Origin of the sequence: Alkalihalobacillus sp. BA299 (assembly GCF_017745675.1) — a bacterium.
Taxonomy (GTDB): Bacteria; Bacillota; Bacilli; order Bacillales; family Bacillaceae_F; genus Alkalihalobacterium.
In genome coordinates, this window is record NZ_JAFLJM010000004.1 from 204,155 (window position 1) to 225,633 (window position 21,479).

Annotated in this window: 19 protein-coding genes; all 19 read right to left on the minus strand. The window is 36.9% G+C overall.

Annotation, left to right across the window (positions count from 1 at the left end; all coding sequences use genetic code 11):
• Positions 1–37: 37 nt before the first annotated feature.
• Positions 38–1,282, minus strand: a complete 1,245-nt coding sequence (gene dapG, locus J0N78_RS07090; protein ID WP_209122333.1) for an aspartate kinase — start codon at positions 1,280–1,282, stop codon at positions 38–40.
• Positions 1,283–1,295: 13 nt separating this feature from the next.
• Positions 1,296–2,345: an aspartate-semialdehyde dehydrogenase gene (gene asd / locus J0N78_RS07095; RefSeq protein WP_209122334.1), complete on the minus strand. Its 1,050-nt coding sequence runs from the start codon at positions 2,343–2,345 to the stop codon at positions 1,296–1,298.
• A gap of 182 nt (positions 2,346–2,527) precedes the next feature.
• Positions 2,528–3,121: a dipicolinate synthase subunit B gene (locus J0N78_RS07100; RefSeq protein ID WP_209122335.1), complete on the minus strand. Its 594-nt coding sequence runs from the start codon at positions 3,119–3,121 to the stop codon at positions 2,528–2,530.
• Between the two features lie 18 nt (positions 3,122–3,139).
• Positions 3,140–4,021, minus strand: a complete 882-nt coding sequence (gene dpaA / locus J0N78_RS07105; RefSeq protein ID WP_209122336.1) for a dipicolinic acid synthetase subunit A — start codon at positions 4,019–4,021, stop codon at positions 3,140–3,142.
• A 422-nt stretch (positions 4,022–4,443) separates the two neighbouring features.
• On the minus strand, positions 4,444–4,683 hold the full coding sequence (locus tag J0N78_RS07110; protein WP_209122337.1) for a YlmC/YmxH family sporulation protein: 240 nt from the start codon (positions 4,681–4,683) through the stop codon (positions 4,444–4,446).
• 98 nt (positions 4,684–4,781) lie between these two features.
• Positions 4,782–6,020, minus strand: a complete 1,239-nt coding sequence (locus tag J0N78_RS07115; protein ID WP_209122338.1) for a M16 family metallopeptidase — start codon at positions 6,018–6,020, stop codon at positions 4,782–4,784.
• A 16-nt stretch (positions 6,021–6,036) separates the two neighbouring features.
• Complete coding sequence (locus J0N78_RS07120; protein ID WP_209122339.1) at positions 6,037–7,014, minus strand: polysaccharide deacetylase family protein; 978 nt, start codon at positions 7,012–7,014, stop codon at positions 6,037–6,039.
• 127 nt (positions 7,015–7,141) lie between these two features.
• Complete coding sequence (gene pnp, locus J0N78_RS07125; RefSeq protein WP_209122340.1) at positions 7,142–9,247, minus strand: polyribonucleotide nucleotidyltransferase; 2,106 nt, start codon at positions 9,245–9,247, stop codon at positions 7,142–7,144.
• Positions 9,248–9,423: 176 nt separating this feature from the next.
• On the minus strand, positions 9,424–9,693 hold the full coding sequence (rpsO, locus tag J0N78_RS07130; RefSeq protein ID WP_209122341.1) for a 30S ribosomal protein S15: 270 nt from the start codon (positions 9,691–9,693) through the stop codon (positions 9,424–9,426).
• 149 nt (positions 9,694–9,842) lie between these two features.
• On the minus strand, positions 9,843–10,787 hold the full coding sequence (gene ribF, locus J0N78_RS07135) for a bifunctional riboflavin kinase/FAD synthetase (protein ID WP_209122342.1): 945 nt from the start codon (positions 10,785–10,787) through the stop codon (positions 9,843–9,845).
• Between the two features lie 40 nt (positions 10,788–10,827).
• The gene (gene truB / locus J0N78_RS07140) at positions 10,828–11,736 is read right to left on the minus strand and encodes a tRNA pseudouridine(55) synthase TruB (RefSeq protein ID WP_209122343.1); all 909 of its coding nucleotides are present in this window, start codon (positions 11,734–11,736) and stop codon (positions 10,828–10,830) included.
• A 178-nt stretch (positions 11,737–11,914) separates the two neighbouring features.
• Positions 11,915–12,268 carry a 30S ribosome-binding factor RbfA gene (gene rbfA / locus J0N78_RS07145; RefSeq protein WP_209122344.1) on the minus strand — a complete coding sequence of 118 codons (354 nt, stop codon included), beginning with the start codon at positions 12,266–12,268 and terminating at the stop codon, positions 11,915–11,917.
• A gap of 23 nt (positions 12,269–12,291) precedes the next feature.
• Positions 12,292–12,573 (minus strand): DUF503 domain-containing protein, encoded by a 282-nt coding sequence (locus J0N78_RS07150; RefSeq protein WP_209122345.1) that lies wholly within the window; start codon positions 12,571–12,573, stop codon positions 12,292–12,294.
• A complete protein-coding gene (gene infB, locus J0N78_RS07155) occupies positions 12,570–14,693 on the minus strand; it encodes a translation initiation factor IF-2 (protein ID WP_209122346.1) in 2,124 nt (707 codons plus the stop codon). The genes J0N78_RS07150 and infB overlap by 4 nt, the downstream gene beginning before the upstream one ends.
• A gap of 16 nt (positions 14,694–14,709) precedes the next feature.
• Positions 14,710–15,015, minus strand: a complete 306-nt coding sequence (locus J0N78_RS07160) for a YlxQ family RNA-binding protein (RefSeq protein ID WP_209122347.1) — start codon at positions 15,013–15,015, stop codon at positions 14,710–14,712.
• Positions 15,015–15,278 carry an RNase P modulator RnpM gene (rnpM, locus tag J0N78_RS07165; protein WP_209122348.1) on the minus strand — a complete coding sequence of 88 codons (264 nt, stop codon included), beginning with the start codon at positions 15,276–15,278 and terminating at the stop codon, positions 15,015–15,017. Before rnpM ends, J0N78_RS07160 begins: the two co-directional genes overlap by 1 nt.
• A gap of 14 nt (positions 15,279–15,292) precedes the next feature.
• Positions 15,293–16,435 carry a transcription termination factor NusA gene (nusA, locus tag J0N78_RS07170; RefSeq protein ID WP_209122349.1) on the minus strand — a complete coding sequence of 381 codons (1,143 nt, stop codon included), beginning with the start codon at positions 16,433–16,435 and terminating at the stop codon, positions 15,293–15,295.
• Positions 16,436–16,520: 85 nt separating this feature from the next.
• Positions 16,521–16,991, minus strand: a complete 471-nt coding sequence (gene rimP, locus J0N78_RS07175; protein ID WP_209122350.1) for a ribosome maturation factor RimP — start codon at positions 16,989–16,991, stop codon at positions 16,521–16,523.
• A 169-nt stretch (positions 16,992–17,160) separates the two neighbouring features.
• Positions 17,161–21,468 (minus strand): PolC-type DNA polymerase III, encoded by a 4,308-nt coding sequence (locus J0N78_RS07180; protein ID WP_209122351.1) that lies wholly within the window; start codon positions 21,466–21,468, stop codon positions 17,161–17,163.
• Between the last annotated feature and the right edge of the window lie 11 nt (positions 21,469–21,479).

A 21,479-nucleotide genomic window follows, 5' to 3' on the forward strand; every position in this document is an offset into this window, starting at 1 on the left:
TTTGTTCAACTCCTTAAACTGTAGCTACCATACAGTATCATTCTTCCATTGAACGACTCGGTGCAAACATACTTTCCTTTTCTAGTTGAAACATGTCATGTAAAGCATTCACTGCTTTTACCATGTCATCACCTTTAACAAGAACCCAAATGGTCGTATGCGAATCTGCTGACTGTAAAATTTGAATGTTTTCTTTTGATAGCGCAGCTACAATTTTTGCGGTTACTCCTGGAACTCCTGTCATCCCTGCCCCAACAGCTGAGATTTTTGCACATTCGCGTGTGACTTGTGGTTCATATCCCATTTCTTGTAAAACTTCTATCGCACGATCAGCGACTTCTTCCATTACAGTGTAAACTACTCCTAATGGATTAATATTTATAAAATCTACACTAATTTTTTCATTGGCCATCGCTTTAAACACTTTTTCTTGAAGGTCATACTGGCCTTCTTTAGCAAGAACTTTGATCTGTGTTACTTTTGCTAAATGAGCGATACCTGTAATTAATCGATCTTGCACATCTTGACCTTGTTGGTCACCTACCATTGCGGTTACTAGGGTACCCTTACTGTCTGAGTAAGTAGACCGTATATGAATTGGTATCTTGGCTTGCATCGCAATTTCAACCGCACGTGGATGAATAACTTTAGCACCTTGGTAGGCCATATTGCATATCTCATTATACGTAACAACAGATAATGGCCTTGCCCCCTCAACAATTCGAGGGTCTGCTGTCATTACACCTTCTACATCTGTAAAAATATCAACCCATTCTGCTCCGATTGCTGCTCCGATAGCCGTAGCAGAAGTGTCGCTACCACCACGACCTAGTGTTGTAATTTCCCCTGTTTTGGATTGGCCTTGAAACCCTGCAACGACAACTGCATCTACTTTCTCCAGTGTTTTTAAAAGTTTCTCACATTTCATCTCGATAATTTTTGCATTAGAAAAATCTTCATTCGTTCTAAAGCCTGCTTGGGCTCCAGTCATCGCTTTTGCATGAACTCCATAGCTACTTAATAAATCCGTAAATACAACTGAAGAAATGATTTCTCCACATGATAGAAGAAGATCTTGCTCTCTTTTCGGTACTGTTTTTGTATTAATAAGATTTAGTAGTGTGTCAGTAGCATATGGGTCTCCACTACGACCCATTGCTGATACGACAACTACGACTTTATAACCATCATTAACGGATTTCTGAACATGACGTGCAGCCATTCGGCGCACTTCATCATTCTTTACAGACGTGCCACCAAATTTTTGAACAATTACCTTCATACGACACCTACTCTTATTTCAATAATTGTAACTTCACTAAACTCTCTGCGATTTGTACTGAGTTCCATGCCGCTCCCTTAAGAAGGTTATCTGATACAATCCACATATGGAAGCCATTTTCTCGATCTAAATCTTTTCTAATTCTTCCAACAAACACATCGGTCTTTCCAACTGAGTCAATTGCCATAGGATACACTTGATTTGCTGGGTCATCTTGTAATGTTATACCTGGTGAAGAAGCTAATAGTTGCTTAATTTCCTCAGCTGTTGCTCCACCTTTTTCTGTCTCAATATAAACCGATTCGGAGTGACCTGTTTCTACTGGCAAACGAACGCAAGTTGCAGCAACCTCTAGTTCAGGTAAGTGCATAATTTTTTTCGTTTCATTGATCATTTTCATTTCTTCAAACGTATAGCCATTTTCTTGGAATTTATCAATTTGAGGAATGGCATTGAATGCGATCTGGTAATGCTTTTTATCTCCACCTACAGGTAGGATTTCTGGATTTACTTCTTTTCCTTCGAGTACCGCTTTAGTTTGATCTTTCATTTCATTTATTGCATGAAGACCTGCACCTGAAACAGCTTGATATGTTGAAACGACAACTTTTTTAATTCCATACTTTTCACGTAATGGTTCAAGAGCAACAACCATTTGAATCGTTGAACAATTTGGATTTGCAATAATTCCGTTATGAAGTCGTAAATCCTCTTCATTTACTTCAGGAACAACTAAAGGAACATTTTCATCCATACGGAATGCACTAGTATTATCAACTACAATCGCTCCTCGCTTCGCTGCTTCTGGAGCTAATTCTTTGGATACTGAACCACCAGCGCTAAATAATGCAAGTTGAACGCCTTCAAAGCTTTCTGGTGTTGCTTCTTCAACTGTTATTTCTTCACCTTTAAAAATAATCTTTTTTCCTGCAGAACGCTTAGAAGAAAGTAGTTTAACCGTTTGAATTGGAAAATCTCTTTCCTCTAATGTTTTTAACATTTGCTGTCCTACCGCTCCAGTAGCTCCTACAACTGCTATATGATATCCTTTTTCAACTGCCATGTTTCCTATCTCCCTTCAAGATCCGTAGTTTAATAGTAATGTTTAATTTCTCATCAATTCTTTTTAGAGTTCATATTGATGAAATCTATTTTAACATACCCAAGCTTAAATGACAGTAGTCATTCAAGCACTTCTATTAAACTTTAAGGGAAATCAACTTTTTTAGCAACAACCCTATAGGACTAGTCTCTGAATTTTTCAACTAAAACTGGTTGATATTGTTTACCAGCAATCGCAGACTCAATTGTTTCAGGTAATGCTTCCATTCTCGCTACAAGAGAGTTTGGTTTTACCGTTGGATTATCTTGACCAAATGGAACAAAATAAATATTTTTTGTTGCCATTAATCGCATAATATTAATACCATTTAAACCGAGAGCATCATTTGTTGAGATCGCTAAAACGACTGGCTTTCCATTTCGAAGCGTAGCTTTTGCACCCATTAGTACTGGTGAATCAGTCATTGCATTTGCAAATTTACTCGTTGAGTTACCCGTCAATGGAGCAATGACCATACAATCAAGTGGTGTCTTAGGTCCAAATGGTTCAGCTTTTGGCATCGTATCTACAATTTCTTCTTGAGTTATTTCTTTGATTTTACGTATCCAGTCCTCGCTATTTCCAAATTTCGTATCTGTTGTTGCTACTGTATGGGTTACGAAAGGAGTTACTTTTGCACCTAATTCGACTAATCTCTTCATTTGTGGTAACACTTCATCATACGTACAATGAGAACCGGTTAATCCAAAGCCAATATGCTTTCCTTTCAAAGACATGACCATGTCCTCCTTTTATTATTCCTCTTGTTCTTTTAGTAACGTAGCAAGTACGTTAGCTAATATTTGACCTGCTGTCTTTGGAGCGACAATGCCGGGTAGACCTGGAGCAAGTAATGCTTTGATACCCCTTTTCTCAGCATAGCGGAAATCAGTTCCACCTGGTTTAGAAGCAAGATCAATAATCAGTGAATTGGTAGGCATTTGAGCAATAACATTCGCAGATACAACCAATGCAGGAATTGTATTAATGCAAATGTCAACATCTGACACATGATCGATTAATTTCGATGTATGAAACGGCTTTAGACCCATTTCTGTAATTCGAGCTAAGTGACTAGAATTTCTTGCCCCCACTTTGACTTCTGCCCCTAAAGCAGCAAATGTTCTAGCTACTGACATACCGACGCGTCCAAAGCCAATAACAACTACTTTAGAACTATGAATCGTAATGTCTGTATGTTGGATTGCCATCATAATCGTACCTTCAACTGTAGGTATTGAATTATAGATAGCAATATCATCTCGCTCTAGTAACTTTACTAGCTTCCGATTAGCAGCTTTAACAGTTTGATTTAAATATTCATTTGTAATTCCAGTATAAACAACACAATGCTCGGGTGTTCTTTTTAGAACTTCTTTTGTAATTTTTATAGCTTCATTGGAGAAGATCGTTTCCACTTCACCTTGTGGACCAGTTCCGCTAACAGGTAATAAGATAGCGTCAACGGTTTGAAATTCTACTTCATCGATTTGCTTTTTTGTTGCACCAACAAATCCATCATCAAGTTGTTCAAAACCAACCATTGAAATTTTCGCATCAAGAGTAGAAAGCTTGCGAATGATTTCCAATTGCCTAGCGTCTCCGCCCATGATGACAATATGCATACCAGTAAGCATTTCTTTTTCCTCCCCTTTCCCTTAAAATTTAACTCTCGGACATGCTTCCTCTTACTCTTTGTTTAATACGATTGAATTCATTATACTTAGGGGATTTATAACCTTTGCTATTTCACAACTAGCATATGTATTTAATGTAAAATGGGTGAATGTTTACCGAATAATTAAGGTTGTCGCTATGCTATATCGTTATAAGAAAAGCGCAAGCGCCCGTTTACGACGTACGGACTAGCCTCGGCCGTAGGAGATAAAGGAAACACGGAGAAGCGCTAGTGATCCGATGTTGACTTATCGTACGAAGGTGAGGGAAGTCTCGCTAGTCGCTGGGCGCTTGGGCTAGACATCCTCGAAGTTTATATTTTTTAATTCTATAAAAAAAAGAGACTGACATCTTTAAATATGTCAGCCTCTTTTTTACAATTTTAAAATTCACCCATATCAATAATAATCATATCAGTGCCAATCTTTTTAATTTGGTTCCAATACACTCTAACTTCTTTGTCTTTTTTTCCAAACCCAAACCACTTCATCGTTGGAATTATAAATGCTTGAATTTGTCCTGTATTCTCATCGATGACAAGATCGGTTTGCCCTAGTATTCCTAAACGTTCCCCTTTTTGATAGTCAATGATTTCTTTTCCACTAATCTCACTCAACCTCACGTAAGTCCCCTCCTGTTGTCAGGCTTCTTTTTTACCCTTAATATTTCATATGAAAAATTGGACAAAAAAATACCGGGTTTATATAACCCGGTACAATATCACTGTAATCCTTTTGGTAATTCACCCGTTGGACTTATTAGAGAAATCGCAGGAGTGCTTGTGAAAATCGTCTTAGCTAAGTCATTTACTGAATCAATCGAAACGTTATTAATCTCATCAATTATTTCATCTAAAGAACGATGTCGCTTTAATAATAATTCATTTTTTCCGTTACGACTCATTCGACTATTTGTACTTTCAAGGCTAAGCATTAAGTTGCCTTTAAGCTGTTCTTTCCCATTATTAATTTCTTTTTCTTTTATTCCTTCGTTACTTAATTGTTGCACTGTATCTATGACGGATTCATATAATTCATCAAGTTGATGCGGTGCGGTTCCAGAATATACTGTTAAAACTCCATCATCTTGATAAGCAGTGTGATAGGAAAATACAGAATATGCTAATCCTCGTTTTTCACGGATTTCTTGAAAGAGTCTGCTACTCATACTCCCACCTAAAATATTATTAAGTAAAACGAGACTATAAATATCATGGTGGCCGATTTGCAAGCCTTGATAACCAATACAAATATGTGCTTGTTCCGTTTCTTTTTTCCTAGCAATTTGTTTCGCTAAAAAGGCAGGTTTTTCAACTTCGCCTTCCCCATTACTTTTATGCACGGTCGAAAACGTTTCTTTAATCTTTTCGATTAACTTTTCATTTACATTACCCGCAATCGAAACGACTACATTTTCAGCTGTATAGTATCTTTTCATATAGTCCCGAAGTAAATCAGCATCAAATGAAGTTAAAGTGTCCACTGTACCTAAAATCGGTAACCCAAGAGGATGTTCACCGTAACTCGCTTTTGAAAGTAAATCATGAACAATATCATCCGGAGTATCATCAACCATTTTAATTTCTTCAAAAACGACATTTTTTTCTTTTTCAAGTTCATCCTGTGCAAAAATCGAGTTAAAAAACATATCCGCTAATACTTCAACGGCATAATCCGCATGTTCATCTAGAACTTTAGAATAATAGCACGTATATTCTTTAGATGTAAATGCGTTGACTTGGCCACCAATACAATCAAATGATTCTGCAATATCTGCAGCAGATCGTGTTGTCGTTCCTTTAAAAAACATATGCTCTAAAAAATGAGATACACCATTCTCACGTTTTCGTTCAAACCTGGAACCAGTACCAATCCAAATTCCAATAGAGACTGAGCGAACATGAGGTATTTGTTCAACAAGTATACGCAATCCATTTGGTAGTTCAATTTTTTGTATCAATCTACATCCCCCTAACTTAGTCTAGGGTTACACCAAAACTTATCCTTGACTCATCCATTAAGTGTGAAACGTTACCAATTTGATACCCTTTATTTTTAATACCGACTATCATTTGTTCAAGTCCAGTTGCCGTCGATGACGTCGGATGCATTAAAATCATGGCACCTGGATGAACATTATTTAATACTCTTTGGACCATGGAGTATGGATTTGGGCGTTTCCAATCGACTGTATCAACACTCCACATAATAGTTTTCATATTCAAACTTGCAGCAATATCAACTACTTCTTGCCGAAAGCTACCACTTGGAGGAGCAAACCACTTTGGTGTAACTTCTAATGTTGCATAAATGACTTCATTTGTCTTACTTAATTCCTCGTTAATTCGTGAAGCTGAAAGCTGCTTCATATCAGGGTGTGAATAGGCATGGTTCCCTATTTCATGACCTTCTTCAAATATCATTTTAGCCAATTTAGGATTATTTTTCACCCAAGAACCATCTAGAAAAAAAGTCGATTTCACATCATACTTATTCATTATTTTTAGCATATCTGGTAAATATTCATTTCCCCAGGCAACATTTACTAAAAGGCTCACCATTGGCTTTTCTGGGTTACCTTTATAAATGGGCGTAGGAGGCAAATCATCTAAATGAACATTGGGCTTCACTTCACGAAAAACCAGTTTTTGCTTTTCAAATCGTCCTTGCTTGATCATTTTTTCATAAGAGGCTTCAATATCTACTTGTAAGCCATTGTATCCGGGAACTGCTTTCCACACTCGATCAACGACTGCGTCAATGGGTGGCTTTTCATATTTTTGGGCTTCTTTAGCAATTTGTTCATATAATGGATCTTGCATTTTAGATACCATAATAGACTCTTGCTTTAATTGGTCTATGTAATTTACTGTAAATGGGTTTTGAATTGACCCATAAGCAATTATAACAATAAATAAAAAAATAATTAGATGAATCCCATACTTACTTTTCATCGTTCTACCCCCTTGTACTAAATCGTATGCATTATTGGGACAGGGTAGAACATGCACTGCTAATAAGTAACGTACAGTCGATTATGTAGTGCTAAAAAGAGACTGGTAATTGTCCAGCCTCTTTTTATTAACTTTCTTGTTTTTGCTCCTTTAATAAAGCTTTACGTGATAAATTTACACGGCCTTGAGGATCAATTTCAGTTACTTTTACTAAGATTTCATCACCAATTTTTACGATATCTTCTACCTTATTTACGCGCTCTTCAGCTAATTGCGAAATGTGAACTAGGCCATCTTTTCCTTTGAATAATTCAACAAATGCACCAAACTTCTCAATTCGTTTAACTTTACCTAAATAAGTTTGACCAACTTCTACTTCACGAACAATGTCTTCGATAATTCCTTTAGCTTTTAAGTTCATTTCGTGATTTACAGATGAAATGTACACTTTACCATCCTGCTCAATGTCAATCTTAACACCAGTATCTTCAATAATTTTATTAATCATCTTACCACTTGGTCCAATGACATCACGGATTTTATCAGGATTAATTTTCATCGTTAAAATCTTAGGAGCGTATTCAGATAGCTCAGAACGAGCTTCGCCAATTGCAGCTAACATACTATCTAAAATGACCATACGGCCTCGTTTAGCTTGATCTAATGCTTCTTTAAGAATATTTCGGTCAATTCCACTAATTTTAATATCCATTTGTAGTGCCGTTACTCCATCTTTCGTACCAGCAACTTTAAAGTCCATATCACCTAATGCATCTTCCATACCTTGAATGTCTGTTAAGACGGTTACATCATCACCCGATTTAACTAGGCCCATAGCTATTCCGGCTACAGGAGCTTTAATAGGAACACCCGCATCCATCATCGCTAACGTACTAGCACAAATCGAAGCTTGTGATGTTGAACCATTTGATTCAAGAACTTCAGAAACAAGTCGAATAGTATAAGGAAATTCATTTTCACTCGGTATAACAGGTTCTAATGCACGCTCACCTAGAGCACCATGACCAATTTCACGTCGTCCTGGGCCTCGAATAGGTCCAGTTTCACCAACACTAAACTGTGGGAAGTTATAATGATGCATGAAACGCTTAGACTCTTCTATTCCTAACCCATCAAGAATTTGAACATCACCTAACGCACCTAAAGTACAAATGCTAAGGGCTTGCGTTTGACCTCGTGTAAATAAACCAGATCCGTGAGTTCTTGGTAATAATTTAACTTGTGAAGAAAGAGAACGAATTTCATCAATTGCTCTTCCATCTGGACGTACTTTTTCTTTAGTAATTAAACGTCTTACTTCTTCTTTTACAATCTTATGTAAAATTTCTTTCACTTCTGAAAGACTAATTTCTTCATTACCTTCTGCTTCGAACTTTTCTACTGTTTCACTCATAACAGTATCGATAGCATCTTGGCGTGCGTGTTTCTCTACGACTTGTACAGCTTTCTTTATATCTGCCTCAGCTATACTACGGACTCGTTGCTCTAAATCTGGGTTCAGCTCTCGTAAAACGATTTCCATCTTTTCCTTGCCCACTTTTGCAACAACGTTTTCTTGAAACTCAATCAGACGTTTAATTTCTTCGTGACCATACATAATCGCTTCTAACATAACTTCCTCAGGAACTTCATCTGCACCTGCTTCTACCATATTAATCGCTTCTTTTGTCCCTGCTACAACTAAATTAATATCACTATTTTCTAATTGTTCGGTTGTTGGATTAATGACAAATTCATTGTTAATTCTGCCGACAGTCACCCCAGCAATTGGACCATCAAATGGAATATCTGAGATACTAAGAGCTAGACTTGAACCAATCATCGCTGCCATTTCTGACGAGCAATCTTGATCGACACTCATGACAATACTAATAACTTGAACTTCGTTGCGGAAGCCTTCAGCAAAAAGAGGACGAATCGGTCGGTCAATTAAACGACTAGCAAGGATAGCTTTCTCACTTGGACGTCCCTCTCGCTTAATAAAACCACCTGGAATTTTACCCACTGCATAAAGACGTTCTTCGTAATTTACTGTAAGAGGGAAAAAAGGTAAATCTTTTGGTTCTTTTGAAGCAGTTACAGTTGACAGTACAGCAGTGTCACCGTATCGGACCATGACAGCACCATTTGCTTGTTTAGCTAATTGACCTGTTTCAACTGTCAATTCGCGCCCTGCCCATTCAAAAGAAAAAACTTGGTTTTCTTGTTCCATACAGGTTTGTACTCCTCTCGTTTAACAAAATGATTCAATATGTCTTTATTATTACCTATTTATACGTAAAATAAAAGAATAAAGCAAAAGTGCATCTAAATGGATAAAATACCCACTAATTTTTCCTAATAAAAAAGCGGGAATGCTCCCGCTTTTTATTAAGTGTTAACTTGTAATTAGCGACGTAATCCTAGCTTATCAACAAGGTTACGGTAACGTATAACATCTTTATTACGTAGGTACGTTAAAAGATTACGACGTTGTCCAACCATTTTCAAAAGACCACGACGAGAATGGTGATCCTTTTTATGAGTACGTAAGTGCTCATTTAATGTGTTGATTTGCTCTGTAAGGATAGCGATTTGAACTTCTGGAGAACCAGTGTCACTTTCATGAGTTTTGAACTCACTGATGATTTGGTTTTTACGTTCTTGAGTAAGTGCCATCCTATCCACCTCCTTTAAATTAATCACCAGTTACCTAGCAGAACGTCGGTGAATCGCTTTGCCAAGCAATGGTTTCTTAAGAAATGTAAAAAATACTATTGTACTTTAATACAAATAATAGAATACCTTTTTTTTATGTCGGATGCAAGTTATTTCGTCTTTTTTTCCTCAAAAAACTTTTCTGCAGCTATTTTATCAGCATGAATTTGTTGAACTAGTTCATCAATCGATCCAAACTTTTTCTCACTTCTCAAATATTGAAGGAAACTAAGCGAAACGGATTCCCTATATATTTCATCATTAAAATCAAATAAATAGACTTCAATGGACGGAAGTTCTTCACCATCTTTAAAAGTGGGGCGATACCCGATATTACAAACACCTTCAAATGTTTTTCCTTTTACCTTTAACGTAACAGCGTAAACTCCTAGCTTAGGTATCATATATCGATCTACTAATTTAATATTAGCCGTTGGAAATCCAATCGTTCGTCCCCGTTTATCCCCATGAACGACCTTTCCTTCTACTTCAAAATTTCTTCCTAAAAGTTTAAAAATTTGATCGACTTCACCACTAACAATTTTGCTTCTTATTAAAGTTGAACTAACCTTTAGCTCATCCAACTCAACTTTATTGACGGTTGTCTGTTCAAATACACCTCGAGAGTGAAATGGTAATGTTTCCATTGTTCCTTTTCCTAAATGACCGTAACTATAATCAAAACCGGCAACAACATGCTTAACCTTCAAATCAATTAAGTAGTGATCAACAAACTGTTGAGGGGTTAATTTTGAAAATGCCTGGTCAAAATGGACAACAAATAACTGATCAGCACCTAAATTCGAGATGATTTCAATCTTTTTATCTAACGGTGTAATATACCTCATCGGTTCAGCTGGCTTTCTTAATACTTCTTTTGGATGAGGGTTAAAAGTCATGACAGAAGTTAGTAAGCCCCTTTTCTCTGCTAAGGTCTTTGCCGTTTGAATTACCTTTTGATGACCAATATGTACACCATCGAAATAACCAAGTGCCATCACTGTAGATTTATCATTTTTAACCTGCTGTGGATGGGTTAAATAGATCACGTCCAACGTCTTTCACCTTCTTTTTATACGATGAGTATGTCAATTTTTATATTAACATTTTCTCTGGCTTTATTAAGCCTTCCTTTGTTGGGTGTTGCTGATAGATTGCTAAACACTCACCGTCTTCATTATATACAGAAAACCGTTTTTCGGCTATTAATTTAAATACTGGTAATACAGATCCGTTTTTAATTTTTGCCTCTGTATATGGATCAACAACTACGGAAGGGAAATGTTCAATTGCCTTTTCTATAGATAATAAGGAGCCTTGTAATTCATTATTATTTACTAGACTTTCAATTTGTTCGAATGTATAACACTCAGAGAGTTGAAATGGTCCTGATGCAATGCGCTCCAAATATGACATATGCGCTGGATATCCTAATTTCTTTCCAATATCAACAGCAAGGGTTCGAACGTAAGTACCCTTACTACATTTGACTCGAAATGAAAACGACACTTTATGATCTTGAAATTTAATTTTATCACTCTCTAATTTTAAAGCATATATTTTTATTCGTCTAACAGGTCGCTCCACTTCTTTTCCTTCTCTTGCATATTCATATAACTTCTTACCTTTTACTTTAACTGCAGAATACATTGGTGGTATTTGATCAATTTCACCCGTAAATATTTTTAATACTTCGTTTATTTGGTCGACAGTTGGTACGGTTTCCACATCTTTGTGTTCTACCGGATCACCACTACGATCTTCAGTCGTCGTTGACCATCCGAGTGTCACTTCACCAATGTATTCTTTAGGATATTCAGTCATATACTCAGCAACTTTTGTCGCTCTACCAATACAAATTGGTAGAACGCCCGTTACATCAGGATCAAGTGTTCCTGTATGACCAATTTTTTTCGTTTTTAATAATTTACGTAACCGAAAAACACAGTCATGTGATGTCATACCTTTTGGCTTTAATAATGGGAGTATTCCGTTATATTCCAAGTTAGTCACCTCATTTATCTAAGTGCAACCTATTACTGTATTAACTCTAAAATAAAGAGGCAGACTCAAATGGTAAAGAGTCAAACACTTACCTTTAATAGAAAGACTCCTAAAACAGAGGAAATTCTATCAAAAGATGGTAAGGTGTTAAGACACTTATGAGTCAGCCTCTTTCTTGTTAATCATTCTTTTGTTTGTTTATTTCGGTCAAGAGTGTTTCAATCCTGTTTCCGTACTCAATGGACTGATCAAATTCAAACTCTATTTCTGGTGTTTTTCGAAGACGTATTCGTTTGCCAATTTCTGTACGAATGAAGCCAGTCGCTTTAGAAAGACCTTGTATCGTGTCTTCTTTTTCTTTTTCGTCGCCAAGTACCGTAATATATACCTTCGCTTGTTGAAGATCCCCTGTTACATCTACACCTGTCACTGTAACAAATCGTACTCTCGGATCTTTAATTTCACGCATGATAATGTCACTTAACTCTTTTTTCATTTGCTCCCCTACACGGTTTGCTCTAACATTACTCATTAAAGTCACCTCACTAATAGCGATTATAGCCATTCATAGTTTGTAACTGTTCGTTCTAATTCAGTCATACGATCAATAAATGATAAAACTCGTTCCAGTTCCTGCTCTGCTACTTTTCGATCCGAGGATACAGTAACTACTGCAATTTCTGATCGTTGCCAAACATTTTGATGACCAATTTCAGCAACAGATACATTAAATCGTTGCTTTAACCTTGTAATTAAACTTTTTAATACTGAACGTTTCTCTTTTAATGACTGGGCATCATAAATTAATAGCTCACAGTAAATTGCACCTATAATCATTTAGGTTTAATTTCCTCCATAATGTACGCTTCAATAATGTCTCCTTCTTTAACATCATTGAAGTTTTCAAGTGTGATACCACATTCGTACCCAGCAGAAACTTCCTTCACATCATCTTTAAATCGTTTAAGAGCATTAATGGCACCTTCATAAATGACAATACCATCGCGAATTAAGCGTACAGTAGAATCACGAGTAATTTTTCCATCCGTTACATACGAACCAGCAATCATGCCAATTTTTGATACTTTGAATGTTTGACGAACTTCTACTTGACCGATAACTTTTTCTTCATATTCAGGATCAAGCATTCCTTTCATCGCACTTTCTATTTCTTCAATAACATTGTAAATGATTCGATGTAGTCGAATATCAACGTTTTCTGATTCAGCTACACGTTTTGTATTGGCATCCGGTCGTACATTAAATCCAATCACAATTGCATTAGAAGCTGCAGCTAAAATAATATCAGATTCCGTAATTGCTCCAACTCCTGTATGAATAATATTTACCTTCACACCAGCAACTTCAATTTTTTCTAATGAACCTTTTAATGCTTCAACAGACCCTTGAACGTCCCCTTTAATAATAACGTTGATTTCTTTAATATCCCCTTGCTGGATTTGATTAAACAAATCATCAAGGCTCACTTTAGATGTTTCATTACGCTCCTCATCACGTTGGCGAATCATACGTGTTTCCCCAATTTGACGTGCTGTTTTTTCGTCAGCAAATACTTTAAATTGGTCACCAGCTTGAGGGACATCATTTAAGCCCGTAATTTCAACTGGTGCAGCTGGTCCTACAGCTTTTACACGACGACCTAAATCATTTGTCATCGCACGAACACGGCCAAATGTGTTTCCGACTACGATCGGATCTCCAACCTTTAATGTACCTGATTGAACTAATAGCGTTGCTACAGGTCCACGTCCTTTATCTAATTGGGCTTCGATGACTGTACCTCTTGCTAAACTGTTTGGATTTGCTTTATATTCTTCTACTTCAGCAACGAGTAAAATCATCTCAAGTAATTCATCAATTCCATCACCTTGTAAGGCAGAAACAGGTACAAATATTGTATCTCCGCCCCATGCTTCAGGGACTAATTCAAATTCAGTAAGCTCCTGCATGACACGATCAGGGTTTGCTGCTTCCTTATCCATTTTATTAACGGCAACAATAATTGGTACACCAGCCGCTTTAGCATGGCTAATCGCTTCTTTTGTTTGCGGCATAACACCATCATCAGCTGCAACAACAAGAATAGTTATATCCGTAACTTGAGCACCACGAGCACGCATTGTTGTAAACGCAGCATGACCTGGTGTATCTAAGAACGTAATACGTTTGCCATTTACCTCTACTTGATAAGCTCCAATATGCTGTGTTATTCCACCAGCCTCACCAGCAGTTACTTTAGTATGTCGAATAGAGTCAAGGAGTGTCGTTTTACCGTGATCAACATGTCCCATAATCGTTACAACCGGAGGACGTTCTTGAAGTTCAGCTTCGTTTTCTTCTTCAACAAACTCTTCAAAATTCGTTTCATCGATAATAATTTCTTCTTCAACTTCAACGCCGTAATCACCTGCAATTAATTCGATCGAATCTTTATCTAACTCTTGATTGATCGTTGCCATTACTCCTAAGAATAATAACTTCTTAATAATTTCAGACGGTTCTTTATGAAGTTTCTTTGCAAGTTCACCGACTGTCAATGTGCCTGAGTATGTAACTTTTTCAGGAAGTGCTTGTTTAACAGGTCTTTGTTGAGCTTGATTATGCTGTTGGTGAGTATTTTTACCTTTTTGTTTTTTATTGTTTCCTTTTTTATTATTGTTATTGTTTCTTTGCGGATTATTTCCTTTATCATCACGGTCATTATGGTTTTTTTTCATTTTTGTTGGACGGTCTTCTTTTTTCTTTGTTGCCACTTGGGCTTTTGTCTCTACTGTAGCATCACCGGCATTTTCCTTAACAAGCTTTACCATCGCTTCTTCATCAATGACTGACATATGGTTAGCGACAGAAAACCCTAATGTCTTTAACTGTTCAATAACTTCCTTACTTGTAACATTTTTTTCTTTAGCATATTCATATATTCGCATCTTCCTCATATGTTTACCTCCACCTTTATTGATCGATAAGTGAGATCAACTTGTTCGCAAAACCTTGGTCGATAACACCTAATACGACTCTCTCTCTCTTCCCAATAGCTTGACCAAGTACATCTCTCGTTCCAGTAACTCGAATAGGCGTATTATAAAAATTACACTTATCATTTACTTTCTTAGTTGTTCCTTCTGATGCATCGGTAGAAACAATAACAAGCTGAACTTGTCTTTTTCGAATTTCTTTTATAACCAACTCTTCACCTGAAACGATTTTTCTTGCTCTCGCTGCTAGACCTAAAAGAGACAACCACTTATTCTCGTTCATTATTTCCCAACCTGTTCAATTAATTGATCATAAATTTCTTCACTAACTTTTACGTTAAGGTGCCTAGAAAGAATATCCTTTTTCTTTGCTTGCTCAAAGAATTCTTTCCCGTTAGAGATGTATGCACCACGTCCATTCTTTTTCCCCGTCTTATCAATAGAAACTTCACCTTCTGGAGAGCGAACAACTCGAATAAGTTCTTTCTTAGGTTTCATTTCATTAGTAACGACACACTTACGAAGTGGAACTTTACGTTGCTTCATTGGCTCCATCTCCCTTATTTATCTATTTCAATTTCTTCCTCATCAACTGTTTCATTTCCTTCAGTTGCCGTGTCTTCTACATTAAGTTCTAACATCTCTTCTTCTGGATCTAATAAACCAAGTTCTTCTGCCTCAGATTCACTTTTAATATCAATTTTCCAGCCTGTTAATTTAGCAGCTAAACGAGCATTTTGTCCACGTTTACCGATTGCTAGTGATAACTGATAATCTGGTACAATAACTCGAGTCATTTTCTCTTCTTCGTTCACTTGTACCTGAACAACTTTAGAAGGGCTTAATGCATTTGCAACGTACTCAACAGGATCTTCAGACCAGCGAACAATGTCAATTTTTTCACCTTTAAGCTCATTTACAATCGTTTGAACTCTTTGCCCTTTTGGCCCTACACATGCTCCAACAGGATCAACTTCAGGGTTGTCTGCATGTACAGCAATTTTCGAACGATCACCTGCTTCACGAGCAACAGATTTAATTTCAACTGTACCATCATAAATTTCAGGTACTTCTAGTTCAAATAATCGCTTTAATAGTCCAGGGTGTGTCCGTGAAATCATAATTTGTGGACCTTTTGTTGTTTTTTCAACTTTTGTTATAAAGGCTTTAATTCTGTCATTGTGGCGATAATTTTCGTTGGGCATTTGTTCATTGACGGGTAAAATCGCTTCCACTTTACCTAAATCCACATAGATAAAACGACTATCTTGTCGTTGTACAATACCTGTCATAATATCTTCTTCACGGTCGATAAAGTCAGAATAGATAATGCCACGTTCTGCTTCACGCACACGTTGAGTCACGACTTGCTTTGCCGTTTGTGCAGCAATTCGCCCGAAGTTTTTCGGTGTGACTTCGATTTCAACAACATCATCAACTTCAAAATTAGCGTTTAGCTCTTTAGCTGCTTCTTCTGATATTTCTAATCTTGTGTCAAAAACTTCTTCAACTACTGTTTTTCTAGCAAAAACTCGTATATCACCAGATTCGCGATTAATATCAACACGAACATTTTGTGCCTGATTAAAATTTCGCTTATACCCAGAAATTAAAGCAGCTTCGATCGCTTCTAAAATAACTTCTTTACTTATACCTTTTTCTTTTTCTAAAGTAGATAGTGCTTCCATAAAATCACTGTTCATGGAAATCTTTCCCCCTTTCAATATAAAAACCTCAAAATACTACCATTTCCTAGCGGTTGATTCATTCATATATTACGAATTTAATTTAAAAAATAATCGCTAACCTAGCGCTTGCTACTTTTGAATAAGGAAGCGTAATTTCCTTCGTACGAGTTTTTATTTTCATTTCAATTTTCAATTCAGAACCATCAAAATCTAACAACTTACCTTCAAAAGCTTTTTCTCCATCTATCGGTTCATATGTAGTTATATGTACATTCTTTCCTACTGCTTTATAGACATCCTTTTCTTTCTTAAGTGGTCTTTCAGCCCCAGGAGATGATACCTCTAGGAAATAAGCCTGTTGGATGGGATCTAATGCATCTAGACGCTCACTAAGTCGTTCACTTACTGTACCACAGTCTTCTATATCAACACCGTTTTCTGAATCTATAAAAACTCGTAAAAACCAGTTCTTTCCTTCCTTTTTGAATTCTATGTCGACTAATTCTAAATTAAGTTCGTCTACTATAGGTAAAACTAATTCTTCTGTAATATCTGTAACCTTCTTGCTCATAGGCTCCTCCTTTATTGCTATCCAGTTTTTCCTTTTCACTAATCCTTACTTTAAGGAGGAATAAGAAAGAGTGGGTTTCCCCACTCTTCTCTCTTCCTATTCTAAGTATTGCCATAAAAACAATATCATAATCTTTTCCTAATTGCAACAGACGTGCATTGTTCCAACGCTAGAATAAAGATAGCTGGTTCGACTCGGGTAATCCTTCGAGACAGCCATGATCCTGTAAATGTTCAATTACTGTTTTCGTTGATTTACTTCGTTGTTGTAAGTCTTCGATCGATAGAAACTCTCTTTCTTCCCTTGCGCGAACAATGTTTATCGCTGCATTCGTTCCAACACCGTTAAGTGCATTAAATGGTGGTAAAAGAGTATTTCCATCAATAATAAATTCAGTTGCACTTGAGCGGTATAAATCAACCTTTTGGAATGAGAAACCTCGTTCACACATTTCAAGCGATAATTCTAAGACGGTTAATAAACTCTTCTCTTTAGGTGAAGCATCTAACCCTTTAGCATTAATTTCTTCAATTTTTGCTCGTATACTCGTTGATCCTTTAATCATCGTGTCAAGATCAAAGTCATCGGCTCTAACTGTAAAATATGCTGCATAATACAGAAGTGGAAAATGCACTTTGAAATAAGCAATTCGAACAGCCATTAATACATACGCTGCAGCATGGGCTTTCGGGAACATGTACTTTATTTTTAAGCAAGAGCCAATATACCAATCAGGTACATTATTCTTTTTCATTTCTTCAATCCATTCTTCTTGAAGCCCTTTACCTTTACGAACAGACTCCATAATTTTAAAGGCTAGTGAAGGCTCTAATCCAGCATAGATTAAATACACCATAATATCATCACGACAACCAATTACATCTTTTAATTCACACGTCCCACTGTAAATTAGCTCATTGGCATTATTTAACCATACATCGGTTCCGTGAGATAATCCTGAAATTTGGACAAGTTCTGAGAACGTACTTGGTTTTGTTTCTTCAAGCATCTGTCTAACAAACCGAGTTCCAAATTCCGGAATACCCAGAGTTCCCGTCTTACACATAATTTGATCTTCCGTTACGCCTAAAACTTCAGGCCCTGAAAATATTTTCATTACTTCAGTGTCATCTGTCGGTATCGTTTTAGGGTCGATCCCACTTAAATCTTGTAACATTCTGATCACCGTCGGATCATCGTGTCCTAGTATATCTAACTTTAACAAATTATCATGAATAGAGTGAAAGTCAAAATGTGTCGTTTTCCATTCTGAGGTTTTATCATCAGCAGGAAATTGGATCGGACAAAAATCATGAATATTCATATAATCAGGAACAACAATAATCCCACCTGGGTGCTGTCCTGTCGTCCGTTTTACACCTGTACAGCCTGAAACTAATCGGTCAATTTCTGCTGAACGAATTTGTAAATTGTTATCACTTTGATAACCTTTAACATAGCCATAAGCCGTTTTTTCAGCTACGGTTCCAATCGTACCTGCTCGATAAACATTATCCTCACCAAATAATACTTTCGTATAGTTATGTGCCCGTGGTTGATATTCACCTGAAAAGTTCAAATCAATATCGGGAACCTTATCTCCTTTAAAACCAAGAAACGTTTCAAATGGGATATCTTGTCCGTCTTTCACGTACTTTGTACCACACTCTGGACAATCCTTATCAGGTAAGTCATAACCTGAACCGACTGATCCATCATTAAAAAAATGTGAATGGTGGCAGTTTGGACAAACATAGTGAGGAGGTAGTGGGTTTACTTCTGTAATCTCCGTCATCGTTGCCACTAATGATGATCCTACTGAACCCCTCGAACCTACTAAATATCCATCAATTAACGATTTTTTAACGAGTTTATGAGAAATTAAATAAATAACGGCAAACCCATGTCCAATAATACTTTTTAGCTCTTTTTCCAGTCTTGCTTCAACGATTTCTGGAAGGTCTTCACCGTAAATGCTTCTTGCCCGGTTGTAACTCATTTGTCGAACTTCTTCATCAGCACCTTCAATATTCGGTGTATAAAGATCGTCTGGTATCGGCTGAATTGCATCAATTCTGTCGGCAATATGATTCGGATTAGTTACGACAACTTGTTTCGCTTTATCGTCACCTAAGAAAGCAAAGCATTCTAACATTTCATTCGTAGTTCGAAAATGAACGACAGGTAATGAATTTCTATTTAATGGATTAGCACCACCCTGCGAACCGATTAAGATTTTTCGATAGATCGCATCATTTTCATCAAGATAGTGAACATTTCCTGTTGCAACGACAGGCTTCTCTAATTTTTCACCTAATTTAACGATATTTCGAATAATTAGTTCAAGATGTGCCTCACTTTTTACAATTTCCCGTTCAAGAAGTTGTGGGAAGTTCGATGGTGGTTGAATTTCGAAATAATCATAGAACTTAGCGATTTCCTCCACTTCATCAGGCGACTTTTGCATCATCGCTTCAAAAACTTCTCCCATGTCACAACCAGAGGCCCCAATTAAAAGCCCTTTTCGTCGTTTTTGTAATTCAGACCTAGGTATACGAGGTGTACGGAAAAAATAATTTACGTGTGAAATCGAAACAAGCTCATATAAATTTTTCAAACCTTCTTGGCTTTGCGCAAGGATAATGCAATGAAACGGCCTTTGTCTGAAAAACTCACCTTTACCCATATTTTGGTTCAGTTGATCATGTGACTCGATCCCTTTTTCAACCGCGTCTTTTACCATTTTCCACATTAAAAACCCTGTTGCTTCTGCATCATAAATTGCCCGGTGATGGCTAACTAATTCAATATCAAACTTTTTACAAAGTGTATTTAAGCGGTGGTTTTTCATCTCTGGATATAAAAAGCGAGCTAACTCAAGTGTATCAATAACCGGATTCGGTGCATCGCCTAAACCAATTTTTCGGTAACCTACATTAAGAAACCCCATGTCAAAACTTGCATTGTGAGCAACTAATATCGCATCCCCTACAAACGCATGAAAATCACCCAGAACATCGTCTACCTCTGGAGCACCTTTCACCATATCATCTGTTATTCCGGTTAAATCAATAATCGTTTGTGTTAATGGTTCGTGTGGATCTGCGAAAGACTCGAATCGGTCAATAATTTCACCATTTTTCACCTTAACAGCAGCTAATTCTATGATCGTATTATATACAGCAGATAAACCGGTCGTCTCCACGTCAAAGACGACGTACGTGTCTTCAAGTAATAGACGGTTTGCCTCATTATAAGCAATCGGTACACCGTCATCGACCACATTGGCTTCTAAGCCATATAATACTTTGACGCCATGCTTTTTACTTGCAGAGTATGCTTCTGGGAATGATTGAACAACCGCGTGATCTGTAATGGCAATCGCTTTATGACCCCATTTCGCGGCTTGCTCGACATATCTTCCTGCACTAACCATTCCGTCCATTTGACTCATTGTCGTATGCAAATGTAATTCAACTCTTTTTTCATCTTCAGGACATGTGTCATGACGTTCAATCGGCTTCACTTGATTGATATCCTTGGCTATCATTACTAAATCACGAACGAAAGTATCGTTTTGTACCATACCTTGAACCTTTAACCACATTCCTTTTTTAATTCCTTGTAATAACGGTACGTCTTCTTTATCACGAGAAAAGATCTTAACGATAATCGAATCGGTGTAATCTGTTATTTTAAATGTAAGAAGAGTTCGTCCTGAACGCAACTCACGCAGGTCTGTATCAAAGACATATCCTTGTACAGCAATTTTTCTCTCTTCATCGACAATTTCACTAATCGCCCTTGGCTCATCTTTTATTTGATAGCCAATAACAAGTGAAGACTGAGCGGTTTTAGTTCCCGCTTCTTTTTCCATCTTTTTCTTTTCTAGCATCGCTTCGATCACTTTTGAATGATCTTCTTTCGCTCGTTCTTCCATAAATTTATTCATTTCTTCAACAGATTCTTTGACCTCAGCTTCTAATTGAAAAGGAGGTAAGCCAAGTGATTCACAAGCTTCTTTGAGCGGTTCTGTTAATTTTCGAAGTAATGCTTCTTTTTCTGCCTCATTTCTCGCTTGTATGACCAATTGACGATTATTTATTTTAGGAGTTTGCTTTTCTAATAATGGAATAAATCCATTCGAAACAGATTTCAGTTGTGCAATGATTACTTTCCAATAATCTACCATCATTGCTTCATTAATATGCGCTTGGTTGTATTGTAGGGAAAATGTAATCTTTGCAATGTGTTGAAATGTCTGTACAAGCCTTTCAGAGAATGCAACATAAACATTGGCAGGTAAAATGGTATCTAAGTGAAAGTGAAAGTGCCAAGCTTTTATTTCCTTATGAATCGATAATTTTAAGATTTGTCCATTTTGAAAATATTGTTGTACGAGTTCTTTAGGTATTAATAATTGCTGAAGGAGTAACTGAAATCGTTCTTTACGTGTCTGCTCGTCTTGGTTACTCATACGTCTCCTCC

Coding starts and splice junctions, on each gene's coding strand:
- J0N78_RS07160 (WP_209122347.1), bottom strand. CDS start 15,015: ATGAACGAGAATAAGTGGTTGTCTCTTTTAGGTCTAGCAGCGAGAGCA.
- J0N78_RS07120 (WP_209122339.1), bottom strand. CDS start 7,014: ATGAAAAGTAAGTATGGGATTCATCTAATTATTTTTTTATTTATTGTT.
- pnp (WP_209122340.1), bottom strand. CDS start 9,247: ATGGAACAAGAAAACCAAGTTTTTTCTTTTGAATGGGCAGGGCGCGAA.
- dpaA (WP_209122336.1), bottom strand. CDS start 4,021: ATGCTTACTGGTATGCATATTGTCATCATGGGCGGAGACGCTAGGCAA.
- J0N78_RS07100 (WP_209122335.1), bottom strand. CDS start 3,121: ATGTCTTTGAAAGGAAAGCATATTGGCTTTGGATTAACCGGTTCTCAT.
- J0N78_RS07180 (WP_209122351.1), bottom strand. CDS start 21,468: ATGAGTAACCAAGACGAGCAGACACGTAAAGAACGATTTCAGTTACTC.
- rbfA (WP_209122344.1), bottom strand. CDS start 12,268: ATGAGTAATGTTAGAGCAAACCGTGTAGGGGAGCAAATGAAAAAAGAG.
- infB (WP_209122346.1), bottom strand. CDS start 14,693: ATGAGGAAGATGCGAATATATGAATATGCTAAAGAAAAAAATGTTACA.
- J0N78_RS07150 (WP_209122345.1), bottom strand. CDS start 12,573: ATGATTATAGGTGCAATTTACTGTGAGCTATTAATTTATGATGCCCAG.
- nusA (WP_209122349.1), bottom strand. CDS start 16,435: ATGAACAGTGATTTTATGGAAGCACTATCTACTTTAGAAAAAGAAAAA.
- dapG (WP_209122333.1), bottom strand. CDS start 1,282: ATGAAGGTAATTGTTCAAAAATTTGGTGGCACGTCTGTAAAGAATGAT.
- asd (WP_209122334.1), bottom strand. CDS start 2,345: ATGGCAGTTGAAAAAGGATATCATATAGCAGTTGTAGGAGCTACTGGA.
- rpsO (WP_209122341.1), bottom strand. CDS start 9,693: ATGGCACTTACTCAAGAACGTAAAAACCAAATCATCAGTGAGTTCAAA.
- rimP (WP_209122350.1), bottom strand. CDS start 16,991: ATGAGCAAGAAGGTTACAGATATTACAGAAGAATTAGTTTTACCTATA.
- rnpM (WP_209122348.1), bottom strand. CDS start 15,278: ATGAAGCAACGTAAAGTTCCACTTCGTAAGTGTGTCGTTACTAATGAA.